Below are 13,325 nucleotides of genomic sequence, written 5' to 3' on the forward strand. Positions count from 1 at the left end.
AGGGGGGGCTCCCGCTGGCCCGACGCCAGCTTACACTTTGTGAGACCCCGCTGCAGGCTTGTCACTGCAGACGCGGACGTGCTGCCGCAGGACGGGTTCGGGTTTTCCAGGAGCACGCCAGTGCAGAGGTGAAGGTCAAGGAGCAAGCGGCGGCCCCATGATCTCAATGTTATGGCGGGCAGCAATGCTGGCCAGGACGTCGCCGTCGATGGGTGCGGGTTCCGGCAGTTCCCTCCGTGCTGCGGGGGCTCCCGCCTCGGCGGCGAAGGTTTCGAAGCCGGCCGGCACGGTGATCACCAGGCACCGGAAGAACTCGTGTGGGCCCGCGAGGAACGTGTGGGTGGAACCTTGGGGAAGGAAGACGAAATCGCCCGTTTGCACGCTGAAGCGGTCACCGTCACTCTCGAAGAGAGCCGTGCCCGAAATAATGTAGAAGGATTCGTCCTCAACCAAATGCCGGTGCATCGGCGGTGCGTATCCAGCCGGATGCAGAATCTCCATAACGGTCAGCCGCTGCTTTGTCTCGGGGCCGCCCGTCTTGACCGCGACCAGTGCGTTCGTGAACCACAGGGCGGTCCCCTCGTCGGCTGCGAGCTTGTACGCCCTGCCCTGTAAGCCGGTGGCCGCCGCCGTGTCGTCGGGCTTGTCCATGATGCCCCCTTGCCTGGATGTGCTAGCAATGCTACTCAGGATCCCGGTCCGATCAATGCTGCGCGGTGCCTGCCCTTGTCGCACCGTGCACGGCAGTCCACAGCATCCAAATCAGGATCGAGGGCGCCTCGGTCAGCTAGATGACGCCCGTTTCAGGATTCGGCAGCGTGTGTAGGAACGCCTACACCAGCGGCCACGGGTAACGCATGCCGGTGCGGTCAACCGGCAGCACCCCTGCGTGCAGCAGGTGTTGCACGCGGTGTTGCAGGGCGGTGACCTCGTCGTCGTCGAGTAGCCCGGCCACCTCGGGAGGCACGCCCGCTGCGAGCGGGGCGATGGCTGTAAGTAGCGCTTCGGGGATGGGCTCGCCCGCGAAGTCCCAGATCACGGTGCGGAGTTTGAACGCCGCGGAGAAACAGAGTCCGTGGTCGATGCCCCACACCCGACCGTCGTCGCCGCGCAGCACGTGGCCGCTCTTGCGGTCCGTGTTGTTGGCGACGTAGTCGAACAGGGCAATCCGCGCCAGCTCGCGGTGCGTCTCGGGGGCGTCCTCGTACAGCGTGAAGTAATGCTCGCCGAAGTCGCACTCGATGAACCACTGCAGCGACCCGACCCCCAAGGGGGCTTCCTCGCGGATCACCGTCGCCGGCACGAGGCCCCACCCCAGGGACTCGCTGAGCAGGTAGGCCGCGCGTTCCCGCCGGTAGAGCCCGGGCTCGAAATCGGACAGTGGCCTTTCGCCGGCCTCCGGCTTGTAGACCGCGTACCCGACGTCGTCCGCGCGGGAGACCTGAACCAGGAACGTCTCGTTGCTGCTGCGCGGGATGCGTCCGAGCAGCTCGACGCGGCCCTCGGTGAGCAGCGTCAGCTCCCGGCCGGACACCGTCGGCCCCTTGTCACCTGAGATACCAACTTAAGCACCAACCTCACGGCGCCCTCAGCCCGCTGAGCGGTTCCGACGTCGAATTCACCATCAGCACGGCGGGTGCCTGGCCCTCGACAAACGAGATAGCCGACACCGAGCCCGGGCTGATGACGATGCGCTGGAACAGGTCGAGGTGGGTGCCGAGGGCGTGCGCGACGGCGGCCTTGATGGGATCGGCATGGGAGAAGCACACGACGACGCCCCCGGCGTGGGCCGCGCACAGCGCCTCCATTGCGCCGACGACCCGTGCCTGCATCTGGGTGAAGCTCTCGCCGCCCGGGAAGCGGAACGCGGACGGATTGTGCTGGACGGTCTCCCACTCCGGCAAAGCCGCCAGCTCGGCGATCGCGGCGCCGGTCCAGTCGCCGAAGTCGCATTCGAGCAGCCCGTCGTATTGGTTCACGCTCAGTCCGGTGCTGGCCGCCGTCGGCTCCGCCGTCTCGCAGGCGCGTTCCAGCGGCGAGGAATAGATGGCGCTGATGGACAGGCCCGCGAGCCGTTCCGCGACCTGTTCGGCCTGGTTCCGGCCGCGGTCGGAAAGATGAAGTTCCGGGGCCCGCCCCGGGAGCACCGTTCCCGTCGTCGGAGTCTCCCCATGGCGCACCAGAAGGAGGAGCGTGCCCGGCTCCCTCGCTGGGAGCCCCGATGGTGGTGCCGGCGAGGCCGGCGGCGTTGCTGCAGTCATCAGCATCCAGCGTAAATCGCACGGCTGCCCGATGAGCAGAGAATCTGAAAATTCCTCGATTCCCGGCGTGGTCGAGGACTACCTTAGAGGGGTGAGTGATCGCCCCGATATCTTCACTGTTGGTGAACTGCGTGCCTCCGGCCACGTTCACAAGGACCTGCGCCGCGAAATCCGCGAGAACCTGCTCGCCGCGCTCGCCGCCGGCCGCGACCCCTGGCCCGGAATGTTCGGCTTCAGCCGCACCGTCCTGCCCCAGCTGGAGCGGGCCCTGCTCGCCGGGCACGACGTCGTCCTGCTCGGCGAACGCGGGCAGGGCAAGACCCGGCTCCTGCGCACCCTGACCGGGCTGCTGGACGAGTGGTCGCCGGTGATCGAGGACTCGGAACTGAACGAACACCCCTACGAACCCCTCACCGAGCACTCCCGCGCGCGCGCCCTCACCGAGGGGGACCGGCTGCGGGTGGCGTGGCGGCACCGCTCGGAACGGTACGTCGAGAAGCTCGCGACGCCGGACACCTCCGTCGCCGACCTGATCGGCGACGTCGACCCGATGCGGGTGGCCGAGGGCCGCCGGCTGGGCGACCCGGAAACCATCCACTACGGCCTGGTCCCGCGCTCCAACCGCGGGATCATCGCCATCAACGAACTCCCCGACCTCGCCGAGCGGATCCAGGTCTCCATGCTCAACGTGATGGAGGAACGCGACATCCAGATCCGCGGCTACGTTCTGCGGCTGCCGCTCGACGTCCTGGTCGTCGCGTCCGCCAACCCGGAGGACTACACAAACCGCGGCCGGATCATCACACCCCTGCGGGACCGCTTCGGTGCCGAGATCCGCACCCACTACCCGATCGAGCTCGACGACGAAGTGGCCGTCATCCGGCAGGAGGGTCATCTGGTGGCCGGCGTCCCGCCCGTCATCCTCGAGATCCTGGCCCGCTATACCCGGGCGCTGCGGCAGTCCCCGGCGATCAACCAGACCTCCGGGGTGTCCGCGCGGTTCGCCATCGCCGGTGCCGAAACCGTCGCCGCGGCCGCCCTGCGCCGGGCCAGCGTGCGCGGCGAGGACGAGGCCGTCGCCCGGATCATCGACCTGGACGCCGCCGTGGAAGTCCTCGCCGGGAAGATCGAGTTCGAATCCGGTGAGGAAGGGCGGGAACAGGACATCCTGGACCACCTCCTGCGCATGGCCACCGCGGAAGCCGTGCGGGCGCACTTCCACGGCATCGACATGGGCGAACTCGTGGCCGCGCTCGACGGCCACACCACGGTGACCACCGGGGAACTGGTCACCGCGCGGGAGTTCCTGGACAACCTCCCGTCGCTCAACGGATCAAGCCTTTACGACGACATCGGTGAGCGCCTCGGCGCGGAAAACGACGGGCAGCGCGCCGCCGCCGTCGAACTGGCGCTGGAGGGCCTGTATCTCTCGCCCGGCGGATCTCCAAGGAGTCCGACGACGAGGAAACGATTTACGGGTAAGGACGGGAGGCCTGATGAGCGTTCACAACCGGTCCCGGTACAGCCGGTACAGGGGAGGGCCGGATCCGCTCGCGCCGCCGGTGGACCTGGCGGAGGCGCTCGACGCCGTCGCCGAGGACGTGATGGCCGGCTACTCGCCCCGGCACGCCCTGCAGGAGTACCTGCGGCGCGGTGGCCGCAACCGGGAGGGGCTGGACGACCTCGCCGGCCGCGTGCAGCAGCGGCGCAGCGACCTGCTGGGCCGGCACCGGCTTGACGGCACGCTCAACGAGGTCCAGAAGCTGCTGGACACGGCTGTGCTGGAGGAGCGCAAGCAGCTGGCCCGCGACGCCATGATGGACAACACTGACCGGGCGTTCCGGGAGATGCAGCTGCAGAACCTGCCCAAATCCACGGCGGCGGCGGTCAACGAGCTCGCCTCCTATGACTGGCAGTCGAGCACCGCCCGGGAGGCCTATGAGCGGATCAAGGACCTGCTGGGCCGCGAGGTCCTGGACCAGCGGTTCGCCGGGATGAAGGAGGCCCTCGAGGTCGCCACGGAGGAGGACCGCGCGGCCGTGGCCGAGATGCTGCGGGACCTCAACGAGCTGCTCGACAAACACCGGCGCGGCGAGGACACGGACGCCGACTTCCAGGAGTTCATGGCAAAGCACGGCCAGTTCTTCCCGGAGAACCCGAAGTCGGTCGAGGAGCTGGTGGACGCGCTCGCCCAGCGCGCGGCCGCCGCGCAGCGGCTGCTGCAGTCCATGTCCGCCGAGCAGCGCGAGGAGCTGATGCGGCTCTCCGCCCAGGCGTTCGGCTCGCCCGAGCTTATGGCGCAGCTGGGCCAACTCGATGCCAACCTGCAGGCGCTGCGCCCCGGCGAGGACTGGTCCGGCTCCGAACGCTTCGAGGGTGAGGAAGGGCTCGGACTCGGCGACGGCACCGGCGTGCTGCAGGACCTCGCCGAGCTGGACGAGCTCGCCGAACAGCTGTCCCAGTCCTACAACGGCTCCCGCCTGGACGACCTGGACCTGGACGCCCTCGCCCGCCAGCTCGGACCGGACGCGGCGGTGTCGGCCCGCACCCTCGCGGAGATCGAGCGGGCCATGCACGACGGCGGCTTCCTCCAGCGCGGGGCCGACGGCGACCTCCGGCTCTCACCGCAGGCCATGCGGCGGCTCGGCCGGTCGCTGCTGCGCGACACCGCCAAACAGCTCTCCGGCCGGCAGGGCCGCCGGGACACCCGCGTCGCCGGAGCGGCCGGGGAACAGACCGGCTCCAGCCGACCGTGGGAGTTCGGCGACGCCGAACCGTGGGACGTCACACGCACCATCACCAACGCGATCCGCCGCACGATTGCCGACGGCGGCAACCCGCGCCACGGACTGCGCCTGGCCGTGGACGACATTGAGGTCACCGAGACGGAGGCGCGCACGCAGGCCGCCGTCGCGCTGCTGGTGGATGTGTCCTTCTCGATGGCCGCCGAGGGACGCTGGGTGCCGATGAAACGCACCGCGCTCGCCGTGCACCACCTCGTCTCCACCAGGTTCCGCGGAGACCGGCTGCAGTTGATCACGTTCGGCCGGTACGCGCAGTCCATGGACATCGGCGAGCTGACGGCCCTCCCGACGCTGCGGGAGCAAGGCACCAATCTGCACCACGGGTTGCTGCTGGCCGGCCGGTACTTCCGCCAGCATCCGTCGATGCAGCCCGTCCTGCTGGTGGTGACCGACGGCGAACCCACCGCGCACCTGCTGGCCGACGGCGAGTCGTGGTTCTCGTATCCGCCGGACCCGGAGACCATCCGCGTCACGGTGGCCGAGCTGGACCGCCTGGGGCGTGCCGGCACGCAGGCCACGTTCTTCCGGCTGGGCGATGACCCGGGCCTGGAACGGTTCATCCAGCGGATGGCCCGCCGGATCGGCGGCCGCGTGGTGGCGCCTGAGGCCGGGGATCTGGGTGCTGCCGTGGTGGGGGAGTACCTCCGCGCCCACTTCCGCGGCCGCCCCTACGACGACGCCGATTGGGCCAAGTAGACGGAGGCACCTCGTTCTACGGCAGCCGGGAGGGACGCAGCAGGGTCGCGTCTCCCGCGCGGTCAGGATCGAGGGGCACGGGACTGACCAGCACTGCCGGGCCGCGGTGCAGGACGCCGTCGGAGAGTACCTGGCACCGCACGCCGCCGCGCCCGCGCATGGCTTTGTGGGCGCCCGGGGCGAGCATCGCATCCATCCAGACGCACGGATGCGCGGGCCGCCCGGCCTTGAAACGCACCAGTTCCCCGCCGGACTCCAGCGCGAAGTCGTGACCGAGCAGCGGCGCCAGCTGGGCTCCGCGGATGTGCACGTTGCGGCGCGTCAGCAGCGGGTCAAGGGGCGCCGTTCCCAGCTCGGCGGCGATCGCTTCGAGGGCCTCGACGGCGAACACAGTGACGGCGGCATCCATGTGCGCGGCTTTGCCGAAGAACCGGTCGCCGACGATTCCCTTGCCGGCCACGAAGGCCGCCTGCTCGGCATCTGTGGTGGGGACAACGGCGGCGCCCTCTCCGGCGCGGCCGAAGTAGGCGTGCGCCGGCGACACGAGCAGGTGCAGGATCTCGACGTCGTATCTGTAGCTGGCCGTCATGCCACCAAACTATCGTCTCCGTGAGATTTCCGGTCTGGGGGTCCGGCCCGACCGCGCGTCAGGGCCGCGCACGGCGGCGCCTAAGGCTCGACGAGCATCAGCATTGTTTCCGGACGGACGCCGTCGAATTTCATGGCCTCGGCCGCCGCTTCAGACTCCATAATCCGCTGGAAAGTTTCCATATCGGGAACTTGGACGATCAGGCCTACACGGTCGCTCTTTGCCGGGTCGATGAAGGTTTTAACCGTTATGCCCAACGGCCCGAATACTTCTTCCCTTTTTGGTGAGTTGAGCCAGTGCTCAACGTCGTCGACTTCGTGGACGATCATGAGAGTTGGCATCGTTGCCTCTGCTTTCTGGGGTTGTGCCAGGAGCCGGGCGGGATAGGGGGCCGCGTTGGGACATCCTGATCACGCTGAACGTACCACGGCCTTGAATGCAGCGGTAGCGGGGAAAATCGACGGTTTGGCCCCCCGCAAAAGGGGCCCGCCGGGAGCTCCGCGCCCACTTCCGCGGCCGCCCCTACGACGACGCTGACTGGGCCTGGCAGATCCTTGCGTTCTCCTAGATGTCTGCAAGGGTCAGCGCGGGTGGGGACTCTCCGTCGATGTCCAGGACGCCGGACTCCTTCGCGACCGCCGCGGCGACGAGCACCTGGCCGGTGCGCGACATCAGGTTCGGATCATGGAACAGTGCGTTGATCACGCGGCCGATGAATTCGGGGCTTTCGCTGGTCGAGAGATCGAAAGTGCCGCTCTCCGCCGCCGCCAGCACCGCCTCGGTCCGGACCAGGCCGGGGTAGAGCGAGATCACCGGAATATCGAAAGGTTTGAGTTCGACCGCCATGTCGGACGTCATCTTGTCCGTCGCCGCTTTTGCGATGCCGTAGATCGTGTTGCCGAGGTGACGCTGGGCGGCCCAGAAGCTGATGTTGACGATCAAGCCGCTGTGCCGCGGCGTCATCATGCGCGCCGCATGCGCCGAACAGACAAAGGCGGCGCGGACGCCGGCGTCCATCATCCCGGTCCAGCGGTGCATCGGCTGCTCCCAAAACGGCGCGGGCCACGTGAACGCGCCGCCGTCGACCATCTTCTCGTAGCCGCCCCACGCACAATTGACGAGCAGATCGAGGCGGCCGCACTCGGCCCGGATCACGTTAAACACCCGCGCCGTCTCTTCGTCTTTGAGATGGTCGCAGCGCAGCCGCCGGATCTCCTGCGGCAGATCGGCCTGGTCGATCGAGCGGCCCGTGCCGTACACCCGAAACCCCGCGGCCAGAAGGCCAAGGGCGATGCCCCGGCCTACCCCTCGGCTCGCGCCGGTCACGAGCGCCACGTTGCGCACCAGGTTCATTCCCGGGCGCTGAGGTCCCAGTGGACTCGGATGGCCTCGGCAATGGGGCCAGCGGTGACGTCGACCCGGAAAGCAACGGGCGCGGTCCCTGTCTCTTCGATGACCGAGTCACGGTACACGCGGCCGCAGGAGGGACACAGGGTGTAGAGGTCCTCATCCGCAGGCCATTCCGCCAGCCCGCCCGGGGCCGGGGTGTTGCCGCCGATGTAGACGGGGACGCCTTGGGAGTTGGCCTGAATCAACCCGTCCTTGCTGACGGTGTTGCCGCACACGCAGGTGATGGTGGTGACATCATGATCGGTTACATCGGCGGTTTCAGGTTCCATGATGACCTTCCCGGCGCTGGACGAGATGTTTGATATCAGCTTATGCCTGCCGATCTGGCTTCTGAAAGGGAGTTTGCCCGCGCACGCGCGCGAGCCATTCGACAACCAGGGCACGTGTGAGGGCGGGTTGCTCGTGTAACAGGGCATGGCCGGCGCGGTCGAGGACAGCAAAGGTGGAGCGGGGGTAGTGCTCGATCAGCTCCCATGCCCCTGTGTACCCTGCCGTGGCATCCTGTCGGCCTGCAAGAATTAGCACGGGATGAGGATAGGTTTTCGCAGGTTCCGGCCCGTCCCGTAGCTCCCAGCGCGAAAAGATCCGCATCAGGCTCGACTCGTCAGTGAGTGACGCTGCGGGAGCCACAAACTCCTGGAAGCGGCTGAGCGTTTCGGTCGTCTGCACAACGAAGTAGCTACGATAGGACGCCTCGAGCTCCGGACTCAGGTCGCCGGTCAGGTCCGGCGACGAAGCGAGAACCTCGTGCTTGGGCACGTTGCGAGTGTGCGCGCCAACCGGGCAGATCAGCGCCAACCCGACAACCTGTGCAGGTCTCCGGTTGGCCACCGCACGGGCTAAGTACCCGCCGTATGAATGACCCATGACAAGAAACGGTTCATCACAGATGGTGCTGTCGATCAGGCCGAGCAGAATGTCCAGGACGTCGTCGTTGCCCGCAATCGACTCGGGCGCCGGAGTGCGGCCCATCCCCGGCAGGTCCGGATACAAGCGCCGGAATCCGGGAACGTTGCAGAATATCGGTTCAAGAGCGCCGGCGATCTCGCGATGATCGACCCCAGCGCCGTGCAGAGCGAGAACCGGCGTGCCGGTGCCGTACTCGGCGTAATGAACAGCTACTCCGCTGACCGTAGCCTCCATCCAGACAGTGTAGATCGCGTCGCGACGCGACTCTACGCTGTTCCGCCGGTGCGGGTCAGCCCGGAACGCCGGCGGCAACCCGCTCGCCGTTGAAGTATTCGAGCTGCCAGCCGTCAACAGTATGGTGGTGGGCCAGGTTGAGGACGGCGTTGTCGATGCTTTGCAGGGTTCGGCCGATGGCACGGCTGAGGCTCACCCGGATCAGCGAACCGTGGGCGACCACCAGGACACGGCGGCCGCGGAACTCCCCGGCGAGGGCTTCCAGCGACGACAACCCGCGGCGGGCTGCCCCGTCCTCGCTTTCTGCGCCTCGGAAACCACCGGGGATCCGGAGCGCGTCCAGTTCAGGGCCGCCCTGCAAGCCCTCCGCAGGGCCGAAGCTGCGCTCGGTGAGTTCGGCCACGCGGCGGGCGGGGCCGAGTCCCAGCCCCGCGGCGATCAGGTCGGCGGTTTCCGCGGCACGGCTCAGCGGTGATGACACGACGGCGTCCCACTGGTAGCCGGACAGGACGGCGACGGCGTCACGCGCCTGGCCGCGGCCGACGTCGTTCAGGGGAATATCGGTGGACCCCTGCAACCGGCGCTGGGCATTCCAGTCCGTCTGGCCGTGGCGGACAAGGGCGAACGTCGTAAGGGTCATGCGTTCCATTCTGCCCTGAATTCTGGCCCGAGGGGCCGGCTTCCGGCAGCAGCGAACGGCCCGGGCCCGCGAGCGGAAGCAACTAGAGCAGGCTCACCACGGCTTGCGCGAACGCGTCCGGATTCTCCTGCGGAACGTTGTGTCCAATCCCCGGCAGGACGCTCTGGCTGTAGGGGCCGCTGAAGTGGTCCCTGCCTGCGCCCGCCGCCGGGCCGCCGACGCCGTCGTCCCCGCTTTCGAGCACCACCGTCGGAACGGTGATGCGCGGCTCCCGGGCGATCAGGTCCTCGAACCGCTGGTACCGCGGGTCGCCGTCGACCAGCCCGTACCGGTGGCGGTAGGAGTGGATGACGACGTCGACGAAATCGGGGTTGTGCAGGCTCGGGGCGCTGGCGGGAAACGCCTGGCATGCCCCGGCCCAGGCGGGCGACCAGGTCCGCCAGAGGAGCTCGCACAGTTCGTTCCGGTTCCGTTCCAGCCCGCGGCGCCCCCGCTCCGAGTGGAAGTAGTACTGGTACCAGTAGCTTCGCTCCCACTCCGGGTCCACGGGCTCGCCGGAACGCGCGAGGTTGTGCATGTTGTAGCCGCCGACGGTGACGAGGCCGGTGACGCGTCCGGGGTCTAGTGCCGCGACGATGCACGCCGCCCGGCCGCCCCAGTCGTAGCCCGCGACGACTGCCCGCTCGATGTCGAGGGCATCCATGAAGTCGATGAGATCCTGCCCGAGGGCGGCTTGCTGCCCTGAGCGGACCGTCGTGGGTTCGAGGAAACGGGTCGGACCGAAGCCGCGGAGGTACGGCGCAAGCACGTGGGCGCCCTGGCCGGCAAGGGTCGGAGCGACGCCGTCGAAGGCCCGAACGTCGTACGGGAACCCGTGCAGGAGGATGACCGGGGTCCCGCCCGGATCGCCCGCGGACTCGTACCCGATTTCCAGGACGGGCGTCTGGATGCGGCCGAAGGAGGTAAAGCTCATGCTGCCGGGGTCCTCTCTGTTCCGGCGGTGAAGCCTAGCGGCTGCTCACCTGGCCGAACAGTTTCGCGATGGGTGCGAGCAGGATCGGGCGGGCGGCGTACCACCCGGCCACGGTGATGGCGATTGCGGCGGCGAAGAGCCAGAACCCGGCCCAGTTCACCTCATCGGTGCCGGCGAACATGTGGTTCAGGTTGCGCAGCGCGCCGGTCGAGAACACCAGGAACACGTGGATGAGAATGAACAGCACGAAGAACAGCATCGTCGGGAAGTGGATCGCGCGCGCAACCTCCACCGGGTAGACCTTGTTCAGCGTCTTCGCGTCCTTCGGCCAGAACTCGCTCATGCGCACACCCGTAACCGCCGCGAGCGGGGCCGCGATGAACACCACGAGGAAGTACATGAGCTGCTGCAGGCTGTTGTAGTTCACCCAGCCGTTCTCCACGGGCCAGTCCAGTGTCATGTACTGGAGCAGTGCGGAGAGCGCATTCGGGAACACCTCCCAGCTGGTCGGGACGATGCGCATCCAGTGGCCGGAGGCAAACAGCAGCACCGCAAAGATAAGCCCGTTGGCCAGCCATAAAATGTCGAGCGACTGGTGCAGCCACAGGTTGATGCTGATCTTCTTGCCACCGCGCTTGGGCGTCCAGAACGCCGGCGGCTTCTGCTGGGTGCGCACCTGATAGCCGGAGCGAATGATGAGCACCATCAGGAAGATGTTCAGAAAGTGGCTCCACTGCGCCCACCAAGGGAATCCCGGCTCGGCGGTCTCGGGCAGGTGATACTCGCCGGGGTACCTCACGAGGAACTCCGGCACGCCCGGCAGCGTCGTCACACCGCGCGCGGCGAGCACGAGAATCGCTGCGGCCGCCACGGCGCCGAGCGCGAGGAGCGCAACGCGGTTGATCCACTGAGCCAGGGTGTGTGAACCGTAGAGCCTGGCGTCGGCCTTTGGCTTCACGGGCTGTTCGACGGCGGCGGCCGGTGCCGCCGCTGCTGGCGTGGACGGTGCCACCGATACTGGGGCGGCTGGCGCCGCGGGGGTATTCGCAGCCGACGTCGGCTCCGCCTCGGCAACGGGCGCCACGACGCTGGGGGCCGGGGCCGGGGCCGGGGTCGTGGCCGGAGCCTGGGTCAGGGCGAGGTGTTCGGGGGCTGCCTGCACCGCCGCGGGGGCGGCGGCGACCGCCGGAGCAAGTCCAGCGGGCGGCCAGGGTTCACCGGCGGGGACCCGGGGGAGGCCGCGGCGAAGCGGGGTGGTGCCCTCCGTGAGTGGGGCGGGTTTGGTGGCGGGTGCGGTGGCCGGGGCAGCTGCAGCCGACGTCGCTGCCGGTACTGCTGGCGCAGCAACACCTGCGGCCACCGGGGGCGCAGGGGTATCCGGGGCCGGCCTGGGCGTGGCGACCACGGAGGGTGCCCCGGACAGAGCCGCCACTGATACCGAAACCTCACCCGCCGGCGGCCAGGGTTCGCCGCCCGGCACCCGCGGCAGGCCGCGGCGAAGCTGCCGCACCAGCGCTGAACCCGCTTGCACGGCAGGAGCTGCAGCGGTCGACGCCGCTCCCGGTGCCGCCTGCCGGGCGGGGGCGGAGGGCTCGACGGCGGTCGGCAGTACAGACTCTGGCGCGCGGGCCGAGGGAGAGGCGTCCGACGTCGGGACAGCCGCTGGGGCGGCGGTGACCGGTCCCAACCCGGGAGCAGCCGCCGTCGGGGCTTCCGCTGCTTTCGAGATGATGCGGGCGGGCGCCCGGCCTGCTGCCGGCCAGGCGTCCCCGCCTTCGACACGTGGCAGGCCCCGACGGATCGACCCAGACAGAGGTGCCATCACTGATTCTTCCGAGCCTCAAGGGCACTGATCAGCTGGGGCACAACCTTAAAGACGTCTCCGACCACACCAAAGTCGGCGATCTCGAAGATCGGCGCGTCTGAATCCTTGTTGATGGCGACGATTGTCTTCGCCGTCTGCATGCCGGCCCGGTGCTGAATCGCACCGGAAATGCCCAGCGCGATGTACAACTGTGATGACACGGAAACCCCGGTCTGGCCGACCTGGTGCGACTGCGGAATGTAGCCAGCATCCACCGCGGCACGCGAAGCACCAACGGCAGCACCGAGCGTATCGGCGAGCTGTCCAACGAGGGCGAACTGTTCCTCCGACCCGAGTCCGCGGCCGCCCGCGACCACCTTCGTGGCACCACGCAGCTCCGGCCGTGAGGTGGCAGCAACTGCCTCCTCGAATGAGTCGATCCGCGCGGCCGGCTTCTCGGAGCGGGCCACATCCAAGGTCTCCGACGCTTCCGGCTGGGCCGCAGCGCGCGCTTCGATGGAGCCCTGGCGAACCGTAATGACCGGCGCCCCGAACGTGGAGGTTGACGTCACATCGTAGGCACCGCCGTAGACGGAATGGTGGGCCACAACACCCTCGTCATCACGTGAGACGCCGATCGCGTCGGCGGAAACCGCGGCCCGCGTTCGGGCGGCGTAGCGGCCGGCAAGGTCGCGCCCGTTCAGGGAATGCGAAATCAGGATCGCGTCCGGCTGCACCTGCTCCACCGCGGCGGCAAGCGCGTCAACGCTTGGCGCCCCGAGCGCAGCAGGATCCGGAGTCTCCGCGATCAGGACGCGTGCGGCACCGAGGGCCGCGGCCTCCGCGGCGGCGGCGCCCCCGGCGCCGGCTGAGGCAAGGACCAGTGCAATTGGGGTGCCAGCGGCAGCGGCGGCACCGAACAGTCCGGCTGCAGCCTTCTCGAGTTCACCGGAAGACCCGGCTTCCACGACAACCAGGATTGCGTCAGGAGCGAATTCAGTCATG

The 13,325-nt window shown here is 68.5% G+C and carries 13 protein-coding genes and 1 pseudogene; 2 read left to right on the plus strand and 12 right to left on the minus strand.

Annotation, left to right across the window (positions count from 1 at the left end; genetic code table 11):
- Positions 1-135 precede the first annotated feature (135 nt).
- The 3 genes from AC50YM_RS12045 to AC50YM_RS12055 all read right to left on the minus strand — a co-directional run bounded on the left by AC50YM_RS12045 (position 136) and on the right by AC50YM_RS12055 (position 2,261).
- The gene (locus AC50YM_RS12045; protein ID WP_494957185.1) at positions 136-651 is read right to left on the minus strand and encodes a cupin domain-containing protein; all 516 of its coding nucleotides are present in this window, start codon (positions 649-651) and stop codon (positions 136-138) included.
- Between the two features lie 181 nt (positions 652-832).
- Entirely contained in the window at positions 833-1,534 is a 702-nt protein-coding gene (locus AC50YM_RS12050) for an SCO1664 family protein (RefSeq protein WP_494957186.1), read from the minus strand.
- A gap of 43 nt (positions 1,535-1,577) precedes the next feature.
- Positions 1,578-2,261 (minus strand): MSMEG_4193 family putative phosphomutase, encoded by a 684-nt coding sequence (locus tag AC50YM_RS12055; RefSeq protein WP_494957187.1) that lies wholly within the window; start codon positions 2,259-2,261, stop codon positions 1,578-1,580.
- 91 nt (positions 2,262-2,352) lie between these two features.
- Between AC50YM_RS12055 and AC50YM_RS12060 the strand changes: the two are divergent.
- Positions 2,353-3,743 (plus strand): annotated as a pseudogene (locus tag AC50YM_RS12060) (sigma 54-interacting transcriptional regulator).
- Positions 3,744-3,757: 14 nt separating this feature from the next.
- A complete protein-coding gene (locus tag AC50YM_RS12065) occupies positions 3,758-5,761 on the plus strand; it encodes a vWA domain-containing protein (protein WP_494957188.1) in 2,004 nt (667 codons plus the stop codon).
- Positions 5,762-5,777: 16 nt separating this feature from the next.
- On the opposite strand, the gene AC50YM_RS12070 is transcribed toward AC50YM_RS12065, so the two are convergent.
- From AC50YM_RS12070 to AC50YM_RS12110, 9 genes are all read right to left on the minus strand, one after another.
- The gene (locus AC50YM_RS12070) at positions 5,778-6,350 is read right to left on the minus strand and encodes an MOSC domain-containing protein (protein WP_494957189.1); all 573 of its coding nucleotides are present in this window, start codon (positions 6,348-6,350) and stop codon (positions 5,778-5,780) included.
- A gap of 80 nt (positions 6,351-6,430) precedes the next feature.
- The gene (locus AC50YM_RS12075; protein WP_494957190.1) at positions 6,431-6,679 is read right to left on the minus strand and encodes a hypothetical protein; all 249 of its coding nucleotides are present in this window, start codon (positions 6,677-6,679) and stop codon (positions 6,431-6,433) included.
- Between the two features lie 235 nt (positions 6,680-6,914).
- Positions 6,915-7,703, minus strand: coding sequence for an SDR family NAD(P)-dependent oxidoreductase (locus tag AC50YM_RS12080; protein ID WP_494957191.1), 789 nt, complete (start codon positions 7,701-7,703; stop codon positions 6,915-6,917).
- Positions 7,700-8,029 (minus strand): hypothetical protein, encoded by a 330-nt coding sequence (locus tag AC50YM_RS12085; RefSeq protein WP_494957192.1) that lies wholly within the window; start codon positions 8,027-8,029, stop codon positions 7,700-7,702. Before AC50YM_RS12085 ends, AC50YM_RS12080 begins: the two co-directional genes overlap by 4 nt.
- Positions 8,030-8,069: 40 nt before the next feature.
- A complete protein-coding gene (locus tag AC50YM_RS12090) occupies positions 8,070-8,903 on the minus strand; it encodes an alpha/beta fold hydrolase (RefSeq protein ID WP_494957193.1) in 834 nt (277 codons plus the stop codon).
- A gap of 55 nt (positions 8,904-8,958) precedes the next feature.
- Positions 8,959-9,543: a histidine phosphatase family protein gene (locus tag AC50YM_RS12095; RefSeq protein WP_494957194.1), complete on the minus strand. Its 585-nt coding sequence runs from the start codon at positions 9,541-9,543 to the stop codon at positions 8,959-8,961.
- An 82-nt stretch (positions 9,544-9,625) separates the two neighbouring features.
- Positions 9,626-10,516, minus strand: a complete 891-nt coding sequence (locus AC50YM_RS12100; RefSeq protein ID WP_494957195.1) for an alpha/beta fold hydrolase — start codon at positions 10,514-10,516, stop codon at positions 9,626-9,628.
- Positions 10,517-10,550: 34 nt separating this feature from the next.
- A complete protein-coding gene (locus AC50YM_RS12105) occupies positions 10,551-12,338 on the minus strand; it encodes a cytochrome b/b6 domain-containing protein (RefSeq protein WP_494957196.1) in 1,788 nt (595 codons plus the stop codon).
- Positions 12,338-13,324 carry an electron transfer flavoprotein subunit alpha/FixB family protein gene (locus AC50YM_RS12110; protein ID WP_494957197.1) on the minus strand — a complete coding sequence of 329 codons (987 nt, stop codon included), beginning with the start codon at positions 13,322-13,324 and terminating at the stop codon, positions 12,338-12,340. The genes AC50YM_RS12105 and AC50YM_RS12110 overlap by 1 nt, the downstream gene beginning before the upstream one ends.
- Between the last annotated feature and the right edge of the window lies 1 nt (position 13,325).

Source organism: Pseudarthrobacter sp. RHLT1-30-1 (assembly GCF_059383415.1).